This is a genomic window from Hymenobacter sp. HD11105, assembly GCF_054051685.1.
In genome coordinates, this window is record NZ_JBSWBR010000004.1 from 191,163 (window position 1) to 215,626 (window position 24,464).

At 52.6% G+C, this 24,464-nt stretch carries 18 protein-coding genes; 11 read left to right on the forward strand and 7 right to left on the reverse strand.

Features of this window, described 5'->3' with window-relative positions; translation table 11 throughout:
• Window positions 1–27: 27 nt before the first annotated feature.
• Both ACW9KT_RS13970 and ACW9KT_RS13975 read right to left on the reverse strand, forming a co-directional pair.
• Window positions 28–927 (reverse strand): lysophospholipid acyltransferase family protein, encoded by a 900-nt coding sequence (locus tag ACW9KT_RS13970; protein WP_457081402.1) that lies wholly within the window; start codon window positions 925–927, stop codon window positions 28–30.
• A complete protein-coding gene (locus ACW9KT_RS13975) occupies window positions 924–1,814 on the reverse strand; it encodes a hypothetical protein (RefSeq protein ID WP_457081404.1) in 891 nt (296 codons plus the stop codon). The genes ACW9KT_RS13970 and ACW9KT_RS13975 overlap by 4 nt, the downstream gene beginning before the upstream one ends.
• Before the next feature lie 86 nt (window positions 1,815–1,900).
• Between ACW9KT_RS13975 and ACW9KT_RS13980 the strand changes: the two genes are divergently transcribed.
• The 5 genes from ACW9KT_RS13980 (at window position 1,901) to ACW9KT_RS14000 (ending at window position 9,178) form a co-directional block, all read left to right on the forward strand.
• On the forward strand, window positions 1,901–2,533 hold the full coding sequence (locus ACW9KT_RS13980) for a WbqC family protein (protein ID WP_457081406.1): 633 nt from the start codon (window positions 1,901–1,903) through the stop codon (window positions 2,531–2,533).
• Window positions 2,534–2,644: 111 nt separating this feature from the next.
• Window positions 2,645–5,260 carry an ATP-dependent Clp protease ATP-binding subunit gene (locus ACW9KT_RS13985; protein ID WP_457081408.1) on the forward strand — a complete coding sequence of 872 codons (2,616 nt, stop codon included), beginning with the start codon at window positions 2,645–2,647 and terminating at the stop codon, window positions 5,258–5,260.
• A 198-nt stretch (window positions 5,261–5,458) separates the two neighbouring features.
• Window positions 5,459–7,027: an acyl-CoA carboxylase subunit beta gene (locus ACW9KT_RS13990; protein ID WP_457081410.1), complete on the forward strand. Its 1,569-nt coding sequence runs from the start codon at window positions 5,459–5,461 to the stop codon at window positions 7,025–7,027.
• A gap of 156 nt (window positions 7,028–7,183) precedes the next feature.
• Entirely contained in the window at window positions 7,184–8,254 is a 1,071-nt protein-coding gene (locus tag ACW9KT_RS13995; RefSeq protein WP_457081412.1) for a M42 family metallopeptidase, read from the forward strand.
• Between the two features lie 102 nt (window positions 8,255–8,356).
• Window positions 8,357–9,178: an ABC transporter substrate-binding protein gene (locus ACW9KT_RS14000; protein WP_457081414.1), complete on the forward strand. Its 822-nt coding sequence runs from the start codon at window positions 8,357–8,359 to the stop codon at window positions 9,176–9,178.
• 62 nt (window positions 9,179–9,240) lie between these two features.
• Here ACW9KT_RS14000 and ACW9KT_RS14005 read toward each other — a convergent pair whose 3' ends face one another.
• From ACW9KT_RS14005 to ACW9KT_RS14020, 4 genes are all read right to left on the reverse strand, one after another.
• A complete protein-coding gene (locus ACW9KT_RS14005; RefSeq protein WP_457081416.1) occupies window positions 9,241–10,476 on the reverse strand; it encodes a 3-phosphoshikimate 1-carboxyvinyltransferase in 1,236 nt (411 codons plus the stop codon).
• 49 nt (window positions 10,477–10,525) lie between these two features.
• A complete protein-coding gene (gene aroB, locus ACW9KT_RS14010; protein WP_457081418.1) occupies window positions 10,526–11,578 on the reverse strand; it encodes a 3-dehydroquinate synthase in 1,053 nt (350 codons plus the stop codon).
• A 184-nt stretch (window positions 11,579–11,762) separates the two neighbouring features.
• Window positions 11,763–13,937, reverse strand: coding sequence for a S9 family peptidase (locus ACW9KT_RS14015; RefSeq protein WP_457081419.1), 2,175 nt, complete (start codon window positions 13,935–13,937; stop codon window positions 11,763–11,765).
• 263 nt (window positions 13,938–14,200) lie between these two features.
• Window positions 14,201–15,295 (reverse strand): chorismate mutase, encoded by a 1,095-nt coding sequence (locus ACW9KT_RS14020; RefSeq protein WP_457081421.1) that lies wholly within the window; start codon window positions 15,293–15,295, stop codon window positions 14,201–14,203.
• A 164-nt stretch (window positions 15,296–15,459) separates the two neighbouring features.
• Between ACW9KT_RS14020 and ACW9KT_RS14025 the strand changes: the two genes are divergently transcribed.
• From ACW9KT_RS14025 to lysS, 6 genes are all read left to right on the forward strand, one after another.
• Complete coding sequence (locus ACW9KT_RS14025) at window positions 15,460–16,650, forward strand: proline dehydrogenase family protein (RefSeq protein ID WP_457081423.1); 1,191 nt, start codon at window positions 15,460–15,462, stop codon at window positions 16,648–16,650.
• Between the two features lie 124 nt (window positions 16,651–16,774).
• On the forward strand, window positions 16,775–17,146 hold the full coding sequence (locus ACW9KT_RS14030; RefSeq protein WP_457081425.1) for a hypothetical protein: 372 nt from the start codon (window positions 16,775–16,777) through the stop codon (window positions 17,144–17,146).
• A gap of 176 nt (window positions 17,147–17,322) precedes the next feature.
• The gene (locus ACW9KT_RS14035; RefSeq protein WP_457081427.1) at window positions 17,323–18,144 is read left to right on the forward strand and encodes a hypothetical protein; all 822 of its coding nucleotides are present in this window, start codon (window positions 17,323–17,325) and stop codon (window positions 18,142–18,144) included.
• A gap of 336 nt (window positions 18,145–18,480) precedes the next feature.
• On the forward strand, window positions 18,481–20,634 hold the full coding sequence (locus ACW9KT_RS14040) for a carboxy terminal-processing peptidase (RefSeq protein ID WP_457081429.1): 2,154 nt from the start codon (window positions 18,481–18,483) through the stop codon (window positions 20,632–20,634).
• Between the two features lie 238 nt (window positions 20,635–20,872).
• On the forward strand, window positions 20,873–21,910 hold the full coding sequence (locus tag ACW9KT_RS14045; RefSeq protein WP_457081431.1) for a hypothetical protein: 1,038 nt from the start codon (window positions 20,873–20,875) through the stop codon (window positions 21,908–21,910).
• A 125-nt stretch (window positions 21,911–22,035) separates the two neighbouring features.
• Window positions 22,036–23,544, forward strand: coding sequence for a lysine--tRNA ligase (gene lysS / locus ACW9KT_RS14050; RefSeq protein WP_457081433.1), 1,509 nt, complete (start codon window positions 22,036–22,038; stop codon window positions 23,542–23,544).
• Window positions 23,545–23,892: 348 nt separating this feature from the next.
• Here the strand turns inward: lysS and ACW9KT_RS14055 are convergent, their stop codons facing one another.
• Complete coding sequence (locus tag ACW9KT_RS14055; RefSeq protein ID WP_457081435.1) at window positions 23,893–24,309, reverse strand: YtxH domain-containing protein; 417 nt, start codon at window positions 24,307–24,309, stop codon at window positions 23,893–23,895.
• Window positions 24,310–24,464 lie beyond the last annotated feature (155 nt).

Sequence of the window (24,464 nt, forward strand, 5' to 3'; positions counted from 1 at the left end):
TACGTGTTCAAGATATTAACTACCTCACTAAGCGGGGCGTTTATGCTTCCAGCGTCGGTGCGACCATAGGTAGTTAGCAGGGTCAATGCGGATGTCGCGCTCTAGCTGGCGGGCAAAGGCTTCGGTAATCTGGTGGCCATCCTTGGGTAAGGGCGCTTCACCATCGTAGAGTTCGATGAGGTGCATCTCATAGTGACCACGCCGGAGACGCTGGATGCTGACGTACACCACCGGACAATGAAACTGAGCCGCCATTTTGTCGGCGCCAGTGTAAAAAGCTGTGTCTTGGTGCAGGAAGGTGGTCCAGAACTGCTGATCGGCGCGGCTGGGGCTTTGGTCGCTGAGCAGGCTTAGTACGCGTCCTTCGTTGCGGTGGCGTACCAAGTGGCGGAGCGTATCGCGCATGGGCACGAGTTTGGCCCCGGTTTGAGTGCGCAGCCGATACACGAAATTTTCAAAAAATGGATTGGAAAGCGGTTTGTACACTCCGTCGGCCCGCGGGCCCAGCCAAAGCGCGCCGGCCGTGATAATCCACTCCCAATTGCCGGCGTGCGAACCCAGCGCCAGAACCGGACCGCCTTTATCCAGCAGTTTCTCCAGCACCTCTGGGTTTGGCATGTGTACCCGCTGCTTAAGCTCATCAACAGAAATGCCCCCCAGCTTAAGTATTTCCACCAGCAGTTCGGCAAAGTGTTGGTAAAACTCCTTGGCTAGCTGTTGAATCTCATCTTCGGTTTTATCAGGAAATGAGTTGCGCAAGTTTTCGAGCACTACCCGCCGCCGATAGCGCAGCCCATAAAGCATGAGCAGATAAAATCCATCGGCCACTACGTAGAGCACCGAGAGCGGCAAATGCGCCAAGCCTAGCAGGAGCCACTCCAAGGGCAGATAGTACCAAGGATAGGGTTTGTGGGGAAGACTCTTCATTGAGATACAGTGGCCGAGGCAGGCGCGTACTCGTCGGGGCGACGCTGGAGGCGGGTGGTTTGTGAGGTCAGCAGTTTCCCCTTGGCATCACGTACTTCAATGATCAGCTCATAGTCGCCGGCCATCAGATTCGCGATGTTCATATCGCCGAGCACCAGATGCGGGGCGCCCGCTACGGGGCGAGCCAGACCAGCAGAGGTCATTACATCAGAGCCACCAACTGCTGGGCGTATTCTGGCGCGGGTGGCTAACACAAGGGGCGATGGCGCGTCATAAAGCTCGGCATACCAAGCCAGCCGGTCGGCGCCGCGGGCGTACAAGCCGTTGGGTGTGCGGGCAAGACTATAGCCCCCACGCGTAAAATTATCGCCTTCCACCGCCGATTTGCCCCCCACCCGACTTAGCAGCACTATATCGCTTAAACGGGTTTTCTCCTGATCGAAGTCTAACACCAATGGCTGCTCTAACTGTCCAAGGCTCTTTTTACTCATCTGATCCTGCACCTTGGCCCGCAGCGTGTACTGTCCATCGGGCAGTAACAAGCGCTTCTGAAAACTAATTGGGTTCTTGATAGCGCTGCTCGTGTCATTCAGCACGGGCGGTTTCAGGGTGATGGTTTCTTGGTAAGCCGCCGAGCCATCGGCCCGTAGCGCCTCCAGCGTAAGCACGGCGGCGGCTTGGTACACTTTGGGGGCCCGCTTCCGGTAAATCAGAGCCTGACCGGAAACGGTTGCGTATAGCTCTACCACGGCTCCTTTGGCCGTAGAGTTTTCATTGCGGAAGCGAGTAACATCGAGCAGTAGTGTCGGCTTTTGGGCCTGAGCCGCCAAGGCATTGCTGAGCAGTAGTAACCCGACGAGCAAGCGCAGGGCAAAGAATTTTGTCATTTTGGCTGATTAATGGCGGGACAAAAGTACTCCCGAACTCCTTACTATTGCAGGACCTTCATTTTTGCGCCCGACTTGCCAGCATCATGCCCGTTTTATTTGAATTGCCTTATAATCCGCCTATTGCCTTTTTTGCCGAACTAGTGGGAGCTGATTCTTTGTTAGTAGAAAGCCACGAGAACTATCGTAAACAAACCTATCGTAATCGGTGTCTTATCCTTACAGCTCAGGGTGTAAAGCCGCTTACTGTGCCTGTAGTAGATGGTAATCGGAGCGAGAAAGTTAAAACAGCAGACATAGAAATTGATTATCGGCAGAACTGGGTTCACCAGCATTGGCGTACACTGCAAACCGCTTACGGCAGCAGTCCGTATTTTGAATATTACGCCGACTATTTGCACGATATCTACGTACAAAAACCACCGCTGCTGTTTAACTTCAATCTCACCTTATTGCACTTCTACTTACGCTGCCTACGGTTGCGCATTCCGTTGGCATTCACTACCGACTATCGCCCCTCCTACTCCGACCCCACAGTGCGCGACCGGCGCGATTGGCTGACACCAAAAGCCCCCGCTCACCCCGAACCTGACACTCCGTCCGAACACGGCTGGGTGCAGCCTTATTCGCAGACCTTTGGCCTGCAATTTGTTCCCCATTTGAGCATCCTGGACCTGCTATTTTCGCAGGGCCCCAACGCCGGCAGTTATCTCGCGTAGATTTCCTTAATGCTGCCCCCGAACCTTCGCCCGCCCTTTCCTGTTTTCAGGTTGATCCGGCCCAACCCGTTTTATAGCGGGGATCTATATTTTCTTCACTACCTTATCTGCATGGAAGCTAAATTCTCAAATCGAGTCAAAGAGGTCATCTCTTTGAGCCGGGAAGAAGCCATCCGGCTCGGGCACGATTATATCGGCACCGAACACCTGCTGCTGGGCATGATCCGCGAAGGCGAGGGCACTGCCATCGGACTGCTCAAGAAATTGGGTGTTTCGGTGGAAGAGCTTAAGTATGCGTTGGAACAAGCCACTCGCAACACGGCTACGCAAGGCACGAGCATTACCGGCTCTATTCCGCTGACCAAACAAACCGAGAAAGTACTCAAGATAACCTATCTAGAGGCTAAAATCTTCAAGAGCGAAATTATCGGCACGGAGCATCTGCTGCTGTCGATTCTGCGTGATGAAGACAATATTTCTTCGCAAATCCTCAGCAAATTCAACGTGAACTACGAATCCGTACGCGACTCGCTGGACTATCACGGCAACCCTGCCCCCACCGACCGCGCCCCCGACACAGACGACGACGACAACGACAAGCTCTTCGGCGGCTCTAGCCGCGGCAGCAGCTCCGGCAGCAGCTCAGCAGCGAAGAAGCCCGGCGAGAAGTCGCGCACCCCGGTGCTCGACAACTTTGGCCGCGACTTGACTAAGCTGGCCGAGGACGACAAGCTCGACCCTATTGTGGGCCGCGAAAAAGAAATTGAGCGCGTAGCGCAGATTTTGTCGCGTCGTAAGAAAAACAACCCCATCCTCATCGGTGAGCCTGGTGTTGGTAAAACCGCCATTGCGGAAGGCTTAGCCCTGCGTATTATCCAGAAGAAAGTATCGCGTGTGCTCTTCGGCAAGCGCGTGGTAACGCTGGATCTTGCTTCTTTGGTGGCTGGCACTAAGTACAGGGGGCAATTTGAGGAGCGCATGAAGGCCGTGATGAACGAGCTGGAAAAGTCGCCCGACGTTATCCTCTTCATTGACGAGCTGCACACGATTGTAGGTGCTGGTGGAGCTTCGGGCTCGCTGGATGCCTCCAACATGTTCAAGCCCGCTCTAGCCCGCGGCGAGATTCAATGCATTGGCGCTACCACGCTCGACGAGTATCGTCAGTACATTGAGAAAGATGGTGCCTTGGCTCGTCGTTTCCAGATGGTAATGGTGGACCCCACCACACCTGAGGAGACGATTGAAATCCTGCACAACATCAAGGATAAGTATCAGGACCACCACCACGTTATCTATACCGATAAGGCGATTGAGTCGTGCGTGAAGCTTTCGGACCGTTACATGTCTGACCGTTTCCTGCCAGATAAAGCCATCGATATTCTCGACGAAGCGGGTGCCCGCGTGCACATCAACAACATCGTAGTTCCCGAAGATATTCTCAAGCTCGAAGAGCAGATTGAGAATATCAAAGTGGAGAAAAACCGCGTGGTGAAGTCGCAGAAATACGAAGAAGCCGCTCAGCTTCGCGACAAAGAGAAGAAGCTTCTCGAGCAACTCGACTCAGCTAAGAAAAGCTGGGAAGATGAAACCAAGAAGAAGCGTTACACTGTGAAAGAGGAAAACGTGGCCGAGGTAATCGCCATGATGACTGGTATTCCGGTGGTGCGCGTAGCCCAAAACGAGAGCGCTAAGCTGCTCAACATGGGTGAAGAGCTGCAAGGTCGAGTAATTGGTCAGGATAAGGCTATCAAGCAATTGGTGAAAGCCATCCAGCGTACCCGCGTTGGCCTAAAAGACCCCAAGAAGCCAATCGGCTCCTTTGTGTTCCTCGGCCCAACGGGTGTAGGTAAGACGGAGCTTGCCAAGGTATTAGCTACTTATCTCTTCGACAAGGAAGAGTCACTCGTGCGTATTGACATGAGTGAGTACATGGAGAAATTCAGCGTATCGCGCCTGGTGGGCGCGCCTCCCGGCTACGTAGGTTACGAAGAAGGTGGTCAGTTAACGGAGAAAATTCGTCGCAAGCCTTATTCAGTTATCCTGCTCGATGAGATCGAGAAGGCTCACCCCGATGTCTACAACCTGCTGTTGCAAGTACTTGACGACGGTATCCTGACCGACGGTTTAGGCCGCAAGGTGGACTTTCGCAACACGATTATCATCATGACCTCTAACATCGGTGCCCGCGACTTGCAGGACTTCGGTGCTGGTATCGGCTTCGGCACGAAAAACCGGATGGAGAACATGGATGATATCATGAAGGGCACCATCACCAACGCCCTTCGTAAGACTTTCTCGCCAGAATTCCTCAACCGTTTGGACGATGTGATTGTCTTCAACTCACTAGAGAAGAAAGACATCCACAAAATCATCGACATCTCGCTAGCCAAGCTATTGTCGCGTATCCAGACCTTGGGTTACAAAGTTGAGTTGACTGAAGCCGCTAAGGACTTTGTGGCCGACAAAGGCTACGATCCGAAATACGGTGCACGTCCGCTGAACAGGGCTATCCAGAAGTACATCGAAGATCCGATTGCGGAAGAAATCCTGAAGGCAGAAATTGCCCAAGGTGACGTGATTACCGCTGACTTCGCGGAGGGTGCTGAAGAACTAACTTTCGCCGTAAGCAGCAGTGGTAATAAGCCTGACTTAGCCAGCGACGAGCGACCCGCTGAAGCCCCCGAGCCAGATGCCGACGACGCGACTGATAAGGGCAAGGGTAAGTAAGTTATAGCTTAGTGAAAGAGCCGGTTTCTGAATAGAGACCGGCTCTTTTTTTTGCTTAGCATTTCAGCTGGATTGCGTTTACCTTGTTTCACGCATGCATATAAGAAGTAGCCCAATTTCTGTGCGGCTTATTTTGCCTCCTTCGGTTACCTTTGGCTTCACAACCTAAGTAGCTACATATATTTCCCCCACCCACATATGTCCGATCCACACATCGAAGCTCACCTAAGCAAAATCGAAATTCTCGAACGCAAAAACGCCGAAGCATTGCTTGGTGGGGGGCAAATTCGCATTGATGCCCAACACCAAAAAGGAAAGCTGACGGCCCGAGAACGGATAGATTTGCTGGTGGATGAAGGCTCGTTTGAGGAAATAGGCAAGTTTGTCATGCACCGCTCGAAGGACTTTGGGTTGGATAAAGAGTATTACCTCGGCGACGGTGTAGTGACAGGTTATGGTACCGTGAATGGCCGCTTGGTTTACGTTTTCTCCCAGGATTTCACAGTATTCGGTGGCTCCTTATCGGAAACGCACGCCGAGAAAATCGTTAAAATAATGGACCTCGCCATGAAGAATGGCGCCCCCGTTGTTGGCCTGAATGATTCGGGTGGAGCTCGTATTCAGGAAGGTGTAGTTAGCCTAGGGGGTTATGCTGACATATTCTACAAAAACACGCTGGCCTCGGGAGTTATTCCCCAGCTTTCCGCCATTATGGGTCCGTGTGCTGGTGGAGCTGTATACTCACCGGCCATCACTGATTTTATTCTGATGGTGGAGAATACGAGCTATATGTTCGTGACGGGCCCCAACGTAGTAAAAACAGTAACTCACGAGAACGTAACCAGCGAAGAGCTTGGCGGCGCCAGCACGCACTCGGCCAAAAGTGGCGTGACGCATTTTTCCTGCGCCAACGAGGTTGCCTGCATTACTCACCTCAAGCAGCTGCTGAGCTACATGCCGCAGAACTGCGAAGAAACGCCCCCCAGCCTTCCATACGAGCCTCAAGGCGATGAGCTGCGCGCCGTACTTGATACTATTATTCCCGAAAATCCGAATCAGCCGTATGACATTCGGGAAGTAATTGAGGGGATTATTGATGCCGACACTTTCTTGGAAGTGCATCAGAATTTTGCGGAAAACATTGTAGTTGGCTTTGCCCGTTTGGGTGGGCGCAGCATTGGCATTGTGGGCAATCAGCCGGCGGTATTAGCGGGCGTGCTCGATATCAATGCCAGTACGAAAGCAGCTCGCTTCGTGCGGTTCTGCGACTCGTTTAATATTCCATTATTAGTATTGGAAGATGTTCCGGGCTTCCTGCCGGGCACCGACCAAGAGTGGCGCGGCATTATTACCAACGGCGCGAAGCTACTTTATGCGTTCTGCGAAGCTACTGTGCCACGCATTACCGTGATTACCCGCAAAGCATATGGGGGTGCCTACGATGTAATGAACTCTAAACACATCGGAGCCGACTTGAACTACGCCTGGCCAACCGCCGAAATCGCGGTAATGGGTGCTAAAGGAGCAGCTGAGATCATCTTCAAGCGAGAAATTGCTATAGCCGCTGATCCCGAAGCCAAGCTGGCCGAAAAAGTAGAAGAGTATCAGCAGAAGTTTGCTACGCCTTACCGCGCTGCTCACCGTGGCTTTGTCGACGAAGTAATTCTGCCATCGCAAACCCGGCAGAAACTGATTCGGGCGTTTAAAATGCTGGAAAATAAAGTGGACGTGTTGCCACGTAAAAAACACGGCAATATTCCTCTGTAAGACAAACTTTTATTCTTGTCTTACACTTAAGCTGCATTCAATTAGTCATCCTGAATGCACCGCGTGAAGACACTTTAGCTGATTGGCAAGTTAGCTGAGCGTACGCCTTGCGTGCTATTGTTTCTACTGGATGGCAACTATTAAATTGATTCTACTATGCGCAGCGAATCCTTTGATTTTCTTCAGAAGTATTTAAACAACCCCTCCCCGACTGGCTTCGAAAAAGAAGGGCAGAAGTTGTGGCTTGAATACATTAAACCGTACATCGACGAGTATTTCGTCGACACATACGGAACAGTGGTGGGGGTGATTAATCCGAAGGCGAAATACAAAGTGGTTATTGAAGCCCACGCTGATGAGATTTCCTATTTCGTGAATTATATCACGAAAGAAGGCTACATATACGTGCGGCGCAATGGCGGCTCGGATGCGTTGGTGGCCCCATCGAAGCGGGTGAACATTCACACGGATAAGGGCATCGTCAAAGCCATTTTTGGCTGGCCGGCTATTCACGTGCGCAAGGTAGAACAGGATAAGGCGCCTACTATCGAAACGATTTTCCTTGACTGCGGCGCCACTTCCAGAGACGAGGTGGAGCGTATGGGTATCCATGTGGGCTCGGTCGTCACGTTTGAGGACGAGTTTATGGTGATGAACCAGCAGTACTTTGTGGGCCGGGCCCTCGACAACCGGATCGGCGGTTTCATGATTGCGGAGGTAGCTCGAATGCTTAAAGAAAACAAGCAGGAGCTTCCCTTCGGCCTGTATATCGTGAATGCGGTGCAGGAAGAAATAGGGTTGCGGGGCGCCGAAATGGTGGCCCACCGTATTCAGCCTGATGTAGCCATTATTACCGATGTGACGCATGACACGCAGGCGCCCATGTACGAGAAGAAAACCAGCGGCGACCTGCACTGCGGTAAAGGACCGGTTATCACTTATGGCCCGGCCGTGCAAAACAATCTTCGCGACCTCATCATCGGCACCGCCGCTACGGCAGATATTCCTTTCCAGCGGGCCGCCGCCACTCGGGCTACCGGCACCGATACGGACGCTTTTGCTTACTCCAACTCAGGGGTAGCCGCTGCTCTTATTTCTCTGCCTCTAAAGTACATGCATACCACCGTAGAAACGGTGCATCGGGATGATGTGGAAAACGTAATTCGGCTTATCTACGAAACGCTTTTGCGCATTGAAGATGGCCACGACTTCCGCTATTTTAAGTAGAGATAAGGTTAAAATCAACTAAGCGGGACGCCGGTTTGACACTATAACGTCAGGCCGGCGTTTCGATTTCACAGGTAGCTTATACTACATTCTATTCTCTTTATGCCGCAGCTTCTGCCGCCAACTCCGACCCTACCCCTAACGCTCACCGACCAGATGGGCAGGCGAGTGGTGGTGCCGTATCCGCCGCGGCGCATCGTGTCGCTTGTACCTTCCCAGACGGAGCTGCTGTTTGATTTGGGAGTGGGCGAGCGGGTAGTCGGCGTGACTAAATTCTGCATTCATCCCACCCAGGCGCGGCAGCAGGCAGCTGTAATTGGTGGCACTAAGAATTTTGACTTCGAGAAGATTGATGCCCTGCAACCCGATCTTATCATTGGCAACAAAGAAGAAAACTACCAAGCTGGTATCGAGCAGCTCGCGGACCGCTATCCGGTTTGGCTCAGCGACATCACCAACCTTGATGATGCCCTGCGCATGATTCGGCAGGTGGGCGTGGTGGTAGGTGCCAAAACCAAGGCCGACCAACTAGCCGCAGACATTGAGAGCTCTTTTGCGCAGCTTGCACTAGTAGCCTCGCCACTGTCTGTGGCTTATTTCATCTGGCGCAAACCCTACATGGTGGCGGCCGCGGGCACTTTTATTGATGATATGCTGACGCGCGCGGGTTTTGCCAACGTATTTGCCCCCCAGCAACGCTACCCAGAAGTGTCGGCGGAGCAGCTCGCGGCGGCAGCTTCAAGTGTTCTGCTTTTATCCTCGGAGCCTTATCCATTCGCGGATAAGCACGTGGCCGAGTTTCAGCAAATTTGCTCCCCAGCGAAAATCAGAATTGTGGATGGGGAGTTGTTTAGCTGGTACGGTAGCCGCTTGCTCAAATCAGCCGCTTATTTCGCTGATCTGAGGAGGGCAATTGAGAATTAAAATACATGGCAAACGGCTATCAGGCAGCGTTGAACTCTGTCTGACAGCTCTTTAATGCATGCTTATAGGTTGAAACCGGCCAGTTCTAGCTCATTCCAAAAGCTAGGGTACGACTTGCGTACAACCTGGGGGGCATTTATGGTCAGTGGGCCGCGTAATGCTAGCGGTGCGAAGGCCATAGCCATACGATGGTCGTGATAGGTGGCTACGGTTTGGCCGTTTACTTGGAAATCAGGAGCCGCCACGTGTAATACGTCCGGGCGCGTTTCGGTGAGAACGGCGCCAAACTTGGCTAGTTCGGTTTGAAGTGCTAGAATGCGATCGGTTTCCTTAATGCGCAAACTTTCCAGACCCGTCATTTCGACTTCTACACCTTGGGCGGCGGCTACTACCGCTACGGTTTGGGCTAGATCGGGGCAGTGCGTAAAATCCTGGGAGAAGGCGCCCGTCGGAGGCTGCTGAGTAAGCTGTACGCCACCATCGGGCAGGAATTCGGTGGCCACTCCTAAATGTTCCATAATACCCACTATGGCTTGGTCGCCTTGCAGGGAGTAACGACGGAGGCCGGGCAGCTGAATTTGCCCCCCAGCGGGCGATAAGGCCACCATAGCATACCAGTAGCTCGCCGCCGACCAATCGGATTCGACAGCATAATCGGCAGGCTGATACGAGCCGGGACGCACCTCTATGACAGAGCCCAAATCGCGGCATTTGGCCCCGAAATGCTGCATAAGCGCCTGAGTCATGCGGATATAGGGCCGCGACCCAACTTTACCAGTTAGAAATAACTGCAAGCCGCCGGCCAATTGAGGCGCAATCATCATTAAAGCCGAGATGTACTGACTGCTGATGTCGCCGCGTACAGTAAGCTCCGCCATTTCCGTAGGGGGCAAATTTGTCCCCCAACCCTGAATATTTAGTGGTGGATAACCCTCTTGCTCCGCATAATCAACCTGCATTCCTAGCTCACGCAATGCATTGACGAGCACGGCAATGGGGCGCTCCCGCATGCGGACGGTACCCGTAAGATGCACTCGGCGATTGGTAACAGATAAATAAGCAGTTAGAAAGCGCATGACGGTACCGGCATCTTCTGCGTCAAGGGTTTCAGCAGTTGGGTCGGTCAGCAACCGGCGCATGAGCTGGGTATCGTTGGCGTCGGAGAGATTGGTAAGGGTGCCGTTGCCGGCTAGGGCCTGAATAATAAGGGCGCGGTTGCTTTCACTCTTGGAGGCAGGGAGCTGGGCTGTGCCCTGCAAAGGGCCGCCGGACCAAGTTAAGGTTAGTGCTTCGGGCATTCTGGTATTGTAATCGGAATAAGTGGGCGCTGGGCTTAAGAAACTGTATTTAGCTCAACAGCCGATGATAATAGCGCAATGATTCTCCAATCTCCCGCAGCGTAACGGGTTGATCATACACGGCGTGGCCGATACCTTCCAGCAAGGTGCAATTGATGGTGGCCCCGGCGTTTTTCTTGTCTTGCAGGGCTAGCTCGGCAATGGCGTCGGTTTCGAGAGTCACGAATTGCACCTTCTCAAACACTGAAAACAGAAACGTTTCGATCTTGTCTAGCTCCGTTTCGCTCAACAGTCCTTTTTTCATGGAAAGCCAGCTTTCGCAAATCATACCGGCGGCAATGGCTTCGCCGTGTAGAATCTCGCGGCCGGGCTGCACCAGCAAGTAGCTTTCGAGCGCATGCCCTACCGTATGACCGAAGTTGAGCACTTTGCGCATTCCACTTTCCAGCGGGTCAGCGGCTACAATGCGCTGCTTGGTGGCCACCGATTCGCGGATGATGGGCGTCCAATCGTCCACGAAAAAGCCGGCGCGGCGGTGGTGATCAAATGCAGCGGCATCATCAATCAGCCAGTGCTTTACCACCTCCGCGTAGCCTGATTTTAGCTGGCGAGGGTCAAGTGTTGTCAAGAACCGAGGCTCGATAAATACAGATGCAGGCGCCTGAAACACGCCTAGCTGGTTCTTATAATTCTGAAAATCGATGCCGGTTTTGCCCCCCACGCTAGCGTCGACTTGGGCTAGTAAGGTAGTAGGCACCTGCACGAAGCGGATACCGCGCTTATACAACGCCGCGCAAAAGCCCCCCAGATCGGTAATGACCCCGCCCCCAAGATTCACGAGTACAGCAAAGCGGTCGGCGCGGGCTTCGGTTAGTGCATCCCACACTATTTCGCAAGTAGCTAACGTCTTATACTCCTCGCCAGCTTCAATCGGAATAAAGGTGTGATTGTCGGGTAAATGCGCCCGAAGCTGAGGGTAGCAGAGGCGGGCCGTATTATCGTCAGCCAGCACGAAAACCTGGCTAACTGCTGGCTGGCGTAAGAAATCTGCGAGAGCCGTTAGGGCCTCAGGACCGATGAAGATAGTATCTGGTGAAAACACAGCTGAAGTAGATAGTTTCGCAAATCAGCCTATCAATCAATACGATAGGATTTGAGTTGTATGCGGTTGAGATGTATGAACCAAGCTCTCCCAAGCAAATTCAAGTAGGCCGTTACTCACATAAGGGTCTACTTTGATAAGTGGTTTGGCGTTGTTCACACAGTTAGCACGAGTGAGCCCCCGGTTAATTAACTAAGCTTCTGGCATCAATATATCGCTCAAAGAACTCGTAGGTACGCAGCATTTGGTCGATGCGCTGGCGGTTGTCGCCGGAGCGAGTGAGCTCGTGGGTGCCGCCGGGGTGGCGCACGTACTCCACTGGCCGACCCAACACCTTGAGGCTGCGGTACATCATCTCGCTTTGCACAAAGCCAGTGCGACGGTCGTTTTCGCCATGAAACAGAATGTAGGGCGTGGTAATATTCTGCACGTAGCTAATAGGCGATTCGCGAGTGAGCACCTCCTTCACAGCGGGCTCCCAGGGGTGACCACCAAAATAGTTGGGTACCAGACGCCAGGCATTGCCCTCACCGAAGAATGTGGCCAAATCGTACACGCCGCGCTGGGAGCAAGCTGCCTTAAAACGCTGGTCGTGGCTGATAATCCAGGCCACAAGATAACCAGCATAGGAGCCGCCAGTCACCGTGAGTTTGGCTGGATCTGCCCAGCCTTCGGCCACCGTTTTGTCGAGGGCAGTAAGTACGTCGCTGCTAGGGCCCGTTCCCCAATCTTTGATGTTGGCCCGAAGGAACTCTTGCCCGTATCCACCCGAACCGCGAGGATTTCCATATACTACCCCGTAGCCTTGAGCAGCAAAATACTGAAACTCGTGCCACATGCTGGCCTCACCAGGCCCCCACATGGCTGAGGGGCCACCGTGGATTTCCAGCACCACCGGGTATTTCTTGCCAGCCTGGTATGCAGTGGGCTTCATCACCCAATATTCTACCGTCAAGCCCTTATCATTTACAAAGGTGTGCTTTTCGGGCAATGAAAGCCGCCGGGTTTTCACCCACTCGTTGAAGGTGCCAGCGCGCTGCAATTTCTTGAGCCCAGCATCGGCCACGAATAAATCAGATGGATTAAGTACGCCCGTTTGGGCAAACACAACTTTGTTTTTCGCCACGTCAAAGCTTAAAATTCCCGTGTCATTGGCCGAGAGTTTCTCTACTTTTCGCGTCTTGATATTGGCTCTATAAAGTGGTGCACCGCCATTACTCTGCGCTGTGAAGTAGACATACTTGTCATCGTCGTTCCACACTAGGTTGCCCTTGTTGCGGTCGAAAGGGATGGTAATAATATCCTTAGCGGTGCCATTGAGGGGCATTACGGCTAGTTCAGGTACGTTTACGCCCATTGTAGGCGCCATCTGAAAGGCTAGCCACTTGCCGGAGGGCGAAACTTCAGGGTTCGAGTAGATGGTGTTATCTTGGCCTAGCAGTAAGCGCGGGTTGCGGCCATTGCGGTCAGCCAGATAAATCTCGTTTTCCAGCGAGCGGTCCGGGTGCTGCACCGAGTCAATGTCAGCGGAGAGCAGCAGGTGCTGGCCATCGGGGGTGAATGCAGCCTGATTGAAGCGGTAAAAGCCACTGGTAAGGGCCACGGGCTTCGCTTCTACATCAGTAGCATCAATTACGAAGAACTGCGAGAAGGTTTGCTCCGCCGACACATCACGCTCATCCTGAAAGTTAAGCTTGGTGAGCACCTTGGCCTTTTTGTCAATCTCATTCTGATCGAGATAAGCTCTGATTTCGGCCAGGGTGCCGTTGGCGTTAGGCTTGGCGGTAGTGGCGGCTAGCTGGTCGTTTTTATCGAAGCCAGGCTTTTCAAAAGGCCATCGGGGCAGGCGCTTGGCGGCGTTTAGCAGGGAATCTTTTAACAACTCGCGCAGCGGAATGGCGGAGGAAAACAGAACCTGCCGGCCATCAGGCGACCATTTGGGAGCAGTAGCGCCGTGCTTGTAGCGCGTAAGCTGCCGTCCTTCGCCGCCCATAGCAGCCATTACAAACACCTGAGGCTTCTCATCCACGGTTCGCACAAAGGCTAGTTGCCGCCCATCCGGACTCCAAGCTGGCTGTGAGGCGCCTTCTTTTGAGGAGGTGAGCTGTCGAGGCTTAGCACCGGCTTCGGTTCCTATTTCATAAAGCTGGCTCACGTTTTTATAGTCAGCCTTATTCTTCTCGTCGGGCTCCACGCCTAGCACGGTGAAGGCAGCTTTGCGTCCGTCGCGGGTGAGCGTGATGCTGCCGATTTGCTGAATTTTTAGCAAGTCAGTCACTTTCACCGGCTCAGCACCTTGCTGAGCGTTAGCTGAACTCATTGCCAAGCAGCCCAGCAATACAATCAGAAGTATTTTCATGAAAACGAGAGAGTAACGACTTGTAAAGGATTAGCAGGCTTGCGCAACACGCCTGTCGGTATCAAGCAACGAGTTGCTTATGACACAATTTTAAGCCTTTCCGCGAACTTCATTCGGCCAACAGTGTATGGAGCGGCAGGAGAAGATAATAGAGAAAACAGCAGTTCAGTAGTGTTGCAGATGCCTTATTACCGCTAGTGATTTCTGTAAGGACAGTGGTAGTACTACTTGCTCCGCGAAATTCGAAGTATCACCAAGCCAGTCTATTCTGGCTGATTCATTACTTCCGTTTGCTTACGGATGCTTTCTAAGTGAATCAGCTCGTAGAGCTTGGCCACAAAAGGCTCGTTGAGCCGCAATTTTGCCCCCCACTCCCGACGTGAATCAAAGATCTCCTGCCACCGGTCCATTTGCAGAATCTTCACGTTGTTTTCCTTCTTGTACTCGGCCAGTTGCTCCACCAACGCCATGCGCGTAGCTAGCGCCTCCACGATTTCGCGGTCGGCCGTGTCTATTTGCTGGCGCAGCTCTTCGGCTTTGTTTAGAAACTCGGCATTGTTTGAGGAGCGATAACGGTATTTTAGCTCTGCCAGGATTTCGCCAAGCCTAGCGGGCGTTACTTGTTGGGCAGCATCAGAAAGAGCGTGGTCGGGGTCGGGGTGAGTCTCGATCATCAGCCCATCGTAGTCGAGGTCCAGTGCCTTTTGGGACACGGGCAGAATCAAGTCGCGGCGGCCGCTGATGTGGCTGGGGTCGCAGATAAGGGGAACATGCGGGAAGCGGGCTTTCAACTCAAACGCTAATTGCCAGGTGGGCGCGTTGCGGTAGCGCGAGGGCGCAAACGTGCTGAAGCCACGGTGAATAGCCGCCAGATCAGTGATGCCTACGCGCTCCAGGCGCTCAAGCGCTCCGGCCCACAAAGCCACATCGGGGTTAACCGGATTTTTGACCATTACGGGTACGCCGGTACCAGCCAGGGCATCGGCCAACTCCTGCACGGCGAATGGATTAACCGTGGTACGGGCCCCAATCCAGAGCACATCAATGCCCGCGCGCAGGGCTTCTTCCACGTGGCGGGGCGTGGCTACCTCTATGGTGACAGGTAGACCAACCTCCTCGCGCACGCGCTGTAGCCAGGGCAAAGCTGCCGCGCCCATGCCTTCAAAGCCGCCGGGCTTAGTGCGGGGTTTCCACACCCCAGAGCGAAACATATCTACTTGGCCTAGTGCTTTCAGCGCCCGAGCCGTGGTCAATACTTGTTCCTCGGTTTCGGCACTGCAAGGGCCAGCAATAAGCAGCGGACGGCCTTTAGCCGCTAAGCGACTGGTAAAAAAAGTAGTGACAGCAGGAATTTCCATGAAAGCGAATACGGAAAATGAGAAGGCATACGTAAAAAGCCCCCCAGCCTCATCAGGGAGGCTATCAGAAAAAGAGCGGGCTGCAAGGTAACTCTGCCGGTCAAAACGTTGTTTAAAACCTATCTTCGCCCACCCAAAAGCGTCGTTTAAAAACCACCCGCCCTATGTTAGCCACCCACGCCCCCGCCCTTTCCTTCAATGATACGGCCGTTGCCTTTGCTTCCAAATCGGATGCGGAGCTGCGCCAGATGTACGCACTGTTCGCGGCCATGAATAATAACACCTTGGTCAAGGCTGGGGGCGGAATGATGAAAACGGCGCTCAAGTGGGGCCTACCGGTAAAGTTTTTGATCAAAAAAACTATTTTCGAGCAGTTCTGCGGCGGCGAGACTATTCAGGAATGCCTGCCCGTCATTGAGGAGTTGGGGCGCTACAACATCGGTACTATTCTCGACTACTCGGTGGAAGGTGAAGGCAGCGACAAAAGCTTCGACCTCACCCGCGATGAGATTTTGGCCACCATCGACATGGCCCACCGCTCTACTCATATTCCTTTCTCAGTGTTTAAGGTTACGGGCCTCGCCGACAGCGCTATTCTGGAGAAAGTGCAGGCTAAGCAAACGCTCACCAAAGCTGAACAAGTTAGCTACGACCGCTCCAAGGCGCGGGTAGACGCCATTTGTGCCCGGGCACACCAGTATGGAGTGCGTGTGTTTGTGGATGCCGAGGAAAGCTGGTTTCAGGAGACCATCGACACGCTGGCCTATGAGATGATGGCCAAGTACAACCGTGAGTCGGCCATTGTGTGGAACACCTACCAGCTCTATCGCCACGACCGGTTGGAAGCCATTCAGCAAGCCTATGCCGACGCCAAGCGCGATGGCTACTTCCTGGGGGGCAAATTGGTGCGCGGTGCCTACATGGAAAAGGAAAGTCGCACGGCGGTCCAGCGTGGCTACCAAAACCCCATCAATCCAACCAAAGAAGCTACCGATCAGCTCTATAATGAGTCGTTGCGCTATTGTGTAGCTCATGTGGACCGCATCAGCATTTGTGCCGGTACGCACAATGAGGCTAGTTCTTTGCTGCTCACTGAACTCATGCAGGAGCATAATCTGCAGCCCCAGGATACGCGCATCTGGTTTGCTCAGCTCTATGGCATGAGCGATAACCTGAGCTATAACCTAGCAAACGCCGGTTATAATACCGCTAAATACGTTCCATACGGTCCAGTAGAAGCCGTAATGCCCTACCTGCTACGCCGGGCCGATGAGAATACGGCCATAGCGGGCCAGAGCAGCCGGGAGTTTTCGCTTATTCAAAGAGAAATGGCGCGTCGCAAGGCGAAAAAATAGGACGTACAAAAGGTTTAGCTACGTCGGCACAATTTTGGTTTACGGGCCCTGTACTCCTCTGGTATATTCATTTAGAGTAGTACATTGCTGATATTTTCCGCCCGCCCACTCGCCCATTGCCTCGATGAATGCACGCGTCCGCAGTCACCTAATTCGTTTCGCCCGCAACCAAGTGGGCACTACTAGCTATTTGAATCTGGTTCAGGAAGCCGAATTGGGTCTCAATTTGGAAATCTCCCACGAGAAAGCTCGCTTAAATGATATTCTGAGTGAGATTTCGGAGAAAGAATATCGTAACGGTCGCCCTATCCTTAGCTGCCTTGTGAAAGTAGCTGGCTCTAAAGGCCAAGGGGATACTTTCTTTAAGCTCTGCGAACGTTTGGGTTTAGGCGAATGGCGCACTCTTAAACAGGACCCTGACTTCTTAAAGAACCTGCGGGACGAGTGTCGAGCGTTTTGGCAGACCGACACGAATTATGAGAAATTCGCTGATTAAGCTGATATAGAGAGCTAATAAACAATAATTCATAGATATAATAGGAAGCAGATTCAAATTTCTGTAACCCCCACCGTAATCGCGCCGTTTAGCTACTCATCTGGCTATTCGGCGCTTTTTATTTAAGCTCTGCTAGCTAGAACTACATCTCCCTTAATCCCAAACTTAAACTACCCATGGAAACGAACGAAAGCAACAACCCAATGAATACTGGTACAGGCTCAGGCGCTAATTACGGAACTGGCTCAGCTGGTACCGGCATGAGCAACAGCACATCGGGTAATACAACATCAAGCGGCAACATGGGCAACGCAAGCACTGGAAGCTCTAATGTTAGCGGCGATGACTATAGCGCAACAGCCAAAGGTGCAGCTGCAGCTGGTACTGCTGGTGCAGTAGTAGGCCGTGGCGTTGATGCCGTACAAAATACTGCCGACCACGCAGCACATGCCGCAACTGGCCAGCCATATCAGTCAGGTTCGGGTAGCGGTATGATGACTAGCTCTTTCCGCGACCGTGACAGCGCTGAGCGTGCCTATACCACTCTATCGTCGCGTGGTTACAGCAAGGACGATGTCAACGTATTGATGTCGGACGAAACTCGTAAGAAGCATTTCGGCGACAACACTCCTGATACTGACCTAGGCGATAAGGCTATGGAAGGTGCTGGTGTAGGTTCGGCTATTGGTGGTACTGCTGGTGCCGTAATCGGTGCTATTGCTGCCATTGGTACTTCAGTTGCTCTGCCAGGCTTAGGCCTCGTTATTGCTGGTCCTATTGCAGCTGCTTTAGCAGGTGCTGGTGCCGGTGGTTTGACAGGTGGCCTAGTAGGCGCTCTAGTAGGCTCAGGCATTCCTGAGGAGCACGCTGCTGAGTACGAGCAAGACATTAAGCAAGGCGGCATCGTGATGGGCGTGAAGCCCCGCAACGATGATGACGCTAAGTATTTCGAAGAAGAATTCCGTCGCAACAACGGTGACCGGGTTCGTCGCTACTAGTAGCTGATTAACTTTTGAAAAAGCCCCCTCCAATCTGGAGGGGGCTTTTTTGTTTTAAGCGAGATTTGCCTGCCGAGCTTAATTATGTATTTTAACCAAGAGGCCTATGTTTCATTATCCAAATAAGCTTCTATTGCGTATCAGTTATTGCTTTTGTGAGTGGCCTAGTTCCGGTGATGCAACCTCAACCGGTAAGCTGGGGCCTTTCCTTAAATATTGGGCACTTATTTGCCAATAACCAACGTTTTGAAAGAGTAACTGGTCGCTTGCTTGTTAGCAGGTATCCGGAACACGTTTTGTTTGTAGTCGATTTTCCTCCATTTCACGCCGATTTCCATGTCTTCTCCTCGCTTGAAAATAGGGCTATATGCCTCGCTGGTGATGGCCATTTTTGTGCTTGCTTCTTATAAGCTATACCGGCGTAGCGATGCCCGGGCGCCGCAGAAAGATGAAGTCCTTATCAAAGCCATGCTACAGGGCTTAACTGTAGCGCACTACCAGCCCGAGAAAGTAGACGATGCCTTCTCGAAGCGGGTATTTGACTTAACCTTGAAGCGCCTCGATTACAACAAGAAGTTCTTGTTGCAGTCGGATGTAGCTCAATTGCGCAAGTACCAGACGGCCATTGACGACCAGGTGAAAGCCGGAACGCACGAGTTCTTGGACCTCGCCTCTCAGCTCATGGACCAGCGCATGAAGGAGGTACAGGTAATGTACCGCGAGATCTTAACGCAGCCTTTCGATTTCACGAAGGAAGAGTCGTTTGAAACCGAGTCGGATAAAATGACCTATGCATCCGATAAGGCAGCTCAGCGCGAAGAGTGGCGCAAATACTTAAAGTACCAGACCCTATCACGGGTGTCAGAGATGATGGATGAGCAGGCCAAGCGCAAAGAAAAAGCGTCTGCGCCAACTGCCTCTATCGGCAAAACTCCCATTGTAGCTACCAATGAGCCTAACCGGACCCCGGCCGAAATGGAAATTGAGGCCCGCAAGCGGGTGCTGAAATACTTCGATAGCCAGTTTCAGGACATGATGCAAACGGACGCAGCTGAGCGCTTAGCTCTGTACGCCAACGTTATTGCCAATACCTACGACCCCCATACCGAGTATTTTGCCCCCCGCGACAAAGACAAGTTCGATGAGCAGATGACGGGCCAGTTTGAGGGCATCGGTGCTTCTTTGCAGGAGAAAGACGGTCAAATCAAAGTATCCGATTTGATTCCGGGCAGCGCTTCCTATCGTCAGGGCGAATTAAAAGCTGGTGATATTATTCTGCGCGTGGCGCAAGGTGCCGCAGAACCAGTTTCTATTGAAGGCCTGCGCTTGGATAAGGCTGTAGCCCTAATCAAAGGCAAGAAAGGCACAGAGGTACGCCTGACGGTTAAGAAAGCTGATGGCAGCACCCAGGTTATTCCCATCATTCGTGATGTGGTAATTATTGAAGAAACCTTCGCTAAGTCGGCTACTATTAATGAAGACGGCAAGAAAGTAGGCTATATCCGTTTGCCCGGCTTTTATGCTGACTTTAACGATAACGGGGGCCGCAGCAGCGCCGCTGACGTTAAGAAAGAGCTGGAGAAGCTGACCCGCGAGAACGTGCAAGGCGTAGTGCTCGACTTGCGTTCTAATGGTGGTGGCTCCCTACAAGATGCAGTTGAGATGGCGGGCTTGTTCGTGGAGAATGGTCCAGTAGTGCAGGTTCGCTCAAGCCAAGGCGCACCTAACATCCTCAACGACCGTGACCCACGCATACAGTACTCGGGCCCGCTAGTAGTGCTGGTGAACAAGTACAGTGCTTCTGCCTCCGAGATTTTGGCCGCTGCCATTCAGGACTACAAGCGTGGTATCGTGATGGGCTCGTCTAGCACCTATGGTAAAGGCACCGTGCAGCGCATCTTCGACCTTGACGACGCTATGCCAGCTGAGTTCAACAATATCAAGCCCTTTGGTTCGCTGAAGCTGACAACCCAGAAATTCTACCGTATCAACGGGGGCTCCACGCAGTTCAAAGGCGTAGTACCAGACATCATTCTTCCTGATCTGTACAGCTACCTCGATCAGGGTGAGAAGGAGCAGGACTACCCATTGAAGTGGGACGAAATCAGCCCAGCTCGTTACCGTCCTTGGAGCGGTGCTCCAGCTGTAGCTAAGCTAAGCGAGGCCAGCAAGAAGCGCGTAGATAACAGCCCAAGCTTCAAGCTGATCAACGATATGGTTCAACGTATGGTCAAGCGGAAGAATGAGACGATGGTAAGCCTAAAGCTTGATACCTATCGGGCCGAGCAGCTACAAGCCAAAGCTGAGTCAGATAAATATGAGCAGTTGCAGAAAGCTGCAAAGCCGCTCGAAATTGCTCCCTTGGCCGTTGACTTACGTCAGTTAAGCTCCGACACAGTACAGGTGAACCGCGCTAGCCGCTTCACTCGCAACCTAAAGAAAGACATTACCCTACGGGAAGCTGTAGCTGTAATCAAAGACCAGATCTAAGCTAGTTTGCTTTCAAAGCAACTTTCTAAAAAGCCCCCCAGAACGATTCTGGGGGGCTTTTTTGTTGGCCAAAGTTTCTTGACAATGTAGTTAGTAAATCGACCCTAAAAGCCATTGCTAAATAGGTAATATATATCTTGCATAAATACCTCATAATCAATGATTTAATACAGTAAAATATTTGCGATTATTTTTAGTAAATATGCAACTCATACTGGCCTTAACCTGTTTACTTAGCATGACAACGATATTAGAGAATAACATCATTCCGCTCGTGACAGACGAGCAGAAGCTAGCGGAGGAAACGTGGCGCAAATCGATTCCGGCCCAGGTTTTTCTCAACTACTTCTTTGCGATCAACTACCACATTCAGGAAAACGACGACGCTACCGGCGGCTTGCAGCACCTGCCCTACTTCCGGGCACACCAAGCTGAGCTAACCGACGCCGACCTCCCGAACGTGACCAAGCTCCTTCACGCCTGCTGGAGCACGGAGTACGCCTTGCGTGCCACCGCCGAGCTAGGTGATGAGGATTACTTGCGCAACGCCCTGCACTGGACTTTCCCGCAGGCGTATCATACTATCTTATCTGGTTTGCAGGCTTTCCTGTATACTACTGGGGTGCGGTCTAATAACCCTTCGCTCGTGCAGCGTGAGGTGGGGCGCCTGGTGGTACGCAATGCCTATCCGCGGCCGGTGTCGTTCTACGCCGCTGGTGCCTACGGCGACTTCAGCATACACCGTCTGCCGCTGGCTGGCTACAAGGCTGGCTTGCACATCGCTGGCAAAGAGATTGAGGCTCAGGCTCAGATCGGGCAGTTCCTGCGCACTACGCGCAAGATGAAAGCTCAGATCACGCGTCAGCAGGTACAGGCTAACCCCAACACCGCGCTACGTAGCCAGAAGACCGGCAAGGTGCTGGATAAGTGGACGGCCGCCCATTGGCAGCAGATCACGTGGCGCTTAGGCTATACCACCATCTTCGATCTGCTTAGCCGTCTGCGCATCTCGCAGACCAGCCGTGAGATTGAGCGCTACGTGGAAGCCGAGATTGACTTTAAGCTTTTCCACCAGTCGCTGCTCAACATTGTGAGTTACCTCAATGGTATTCACGAGAGCTATGTAGCCAAGGCCATGGGTCTTGAGCGCTATCAGCAGCTTATCGCTGATCTGCCGAAGCACTTGCAGCACAGCTTCGTAGCTGACCGCTTGCGCAACCGCATCGAGCCACTGCTGACTGGCGAGGCCCCTGCCCAGATGAACATCGCGGCTTAATCCGTTCTATTTACTGTCTTACTACAGATACACGTAAGCGCTGCTCCCTTGGGGCAGCGCTTTTTGTTACTATATAATCCGGGCGGCGGGCGTAACTTCGCGGCCTTATTTCTAAGCCTTTGACCATGCACCATCTCAGCGAACAGGAACAGCAACGCCGCCACAAGCTCGACGAGCTACATAAGCTTGGTATTGAGCCGTATCCGTCCGAGCTGTTCGACGTGAACTTCTCTGCCCAGGAGATTCTGGACAACTACCACCCCGAGCTTAACAACTTCCAGGAAGTTGTGCTGGCCGGCCGCATTATGTCGCAGCGCGTGATGGGCAAAGCTTCCTTCGCGGAGCTGATGGACTCCTCGGGCCGCATTCAACTGTATATCAACCGCGACGAAATTTGCCCCGGCGAGAATAAGGAGCTCTACAACACTGTTTTCAAGAAGCTGGTTGACTTGGGCGACTTCGTGGGCGTGAAAGGCCACGTGTTCAAAACTCAGGTGGGCGAGACATCGGTGCACGTAACGGAGTTCAAGTTGCTGTCGAAAGCCTTGCGTCCGCTGCCGGTAGTAAAGGAAAAAGACGGCCAAGTATACGACGCCTTCACCGACCCCGAGCAGCGCTACCGTCAGCGCTACGTGGACATGGTGGTGAATCCACAGGTGCGCGAGACGTTCATTAAGCGGACGCTGCTAGTGCAAGCAATGCGCAACTACCTGAACGACAAGGGTTATTTGGAGGTAGAAACACCTATCCTACAGCCCCTGTACGGTGGCGCGGCGGCGCGTCCTTTCAAGACCTTCCACAATACGCTGGACATGACGCTGTATCTGCGCATTGCCAACGAGTTGTACCTCAAGCGCCTGATTGTCGGCGGCTTCGATGGCGTGTATGAGTTCAGCAAGGACTTCCGTAATGAGGGTATGTCGCGGTTCCACAACCCGGAGTTCACTCAGATGGAGCTGTACGTGGCCTATAAAGACTACTATTGGATGATGGACCTAGTGGAGGAGATGGTAGAGCGTGTAGCCTTCGAACTGCACGGTAAAACTGAAGTGCAGGTAGGCGATAACCTTATCAACTTCCAGCGCCCCTGGCAGCGCTTCACTATGTTCGAGGCCATTCAGCACTTCAGCGGCGTCGATATTACCAATATGGACGAGGCAGCCCTGCGCGAAACAGCTCAGAAGCTTAACGTACACACGGACCCGAGCATGGGCAAGGCTAAGATCATTGACGAGCTGTTCGGTGAACTGTGCGAGCCTAAGCTGATTCAGCCTACATTCATCACTGACTACCCAGTGGAAATGTCGCCGTTGGCCAAGAAGCACCGCTCTAAGCCCGGCTTAGTAGAGCGCTTTGAGGCCATCTGCAATGGCAAAGAAATCTGCAACGCCTTCTCTGAGCTCAACGACCCCATCGACCAGCGCCAGCGCTTTGAGGAGCAGCTGGAACTAGGCAAGCGCGGCGACGTGGAAGCTATGGTGCTCGACGAGGACTTCCTGCGGGCTCTAGAATACGGAATGCCCCCCACAGCTGGTCTAGGTATCGGCATCGACCGCCTGAGCATGATTATGACTAATTCTAACTCCATTCAGGATGTGCTCTTCTTCCCTCAGATGAAGCCGGAAGCGCTCTAAATCGCGGATTCTGTATTCGTTTCCTTTGTGACCCAAAAAAGCCCCTCAGAATAGCTCTGGGGGGCTTTTTTTTGTGTTAGCGAAACTATATAAAATCGAAAAGCCTCTCGCAATTAAACGCGAGAGGCTTTTCTTTTTAAAACTGGCTTACCCTTCCGATCGGGGCGAACAAGAAGAAGCTTGCGATGGATAATCTGATTTTGCTACCAAGTTCAATAAACCAATACTCAGTAGAAGCTCCTATTATCGGCAATTTTGCTTCCAGTGCATTTCCGATCTTCTTTCAAGCCGGTTATAGTGTCTTTAACGGCTCAGCCAAACGAAGGTTACGAATGAGCTAAAAAACTTTTACAAGCCGCGGCCTAAGCCAGCGTCAGCATCTTCACCGCCAACAGCGCCACCTATAGAGCCGGGCTCCGTGATGTCGTGGCCGCCCTGCTGACCAGCGCCAGCGGGAGTGGCTAGGTCACCGCTTTGGTCGCCGCGCGTACCAACCGATGATTTCAAGGAATTAAGAATGTCGTCGGCGTTGGCTCGGTTTGCCAAGTCCTGGCCGCTCTGCACAACACTGCCTTTTAAATCGTTAACCTTCGCTAGGCTGTCCTGGAAAAGCTTGGTCAGGTCGTCGCTGAATTTGGAGGCCGATTTCTTTAGAGTAGTGCGGGTTTCCTCGCCAGTATCGGGGGCTAAGAGTAAGCCTGCGATGATACCAGCGCTGGCGCCGGCCAGCAGGGAAAGAATGATTTTGCCGTTTTGGTCCTTCATGAGGGTAGAGTGAGAATAGAAAAGTGAACGAAGAACTGGCGTTGAGATGAAAGAGCTTCCGACCAATCCGCAAAGAGTAACGCGTTTGTTACGCGAAGGTTATCATAAAAAAGACCCTCATCTACTAAGATGAGGGTCTTTTTTTACTAATCGAA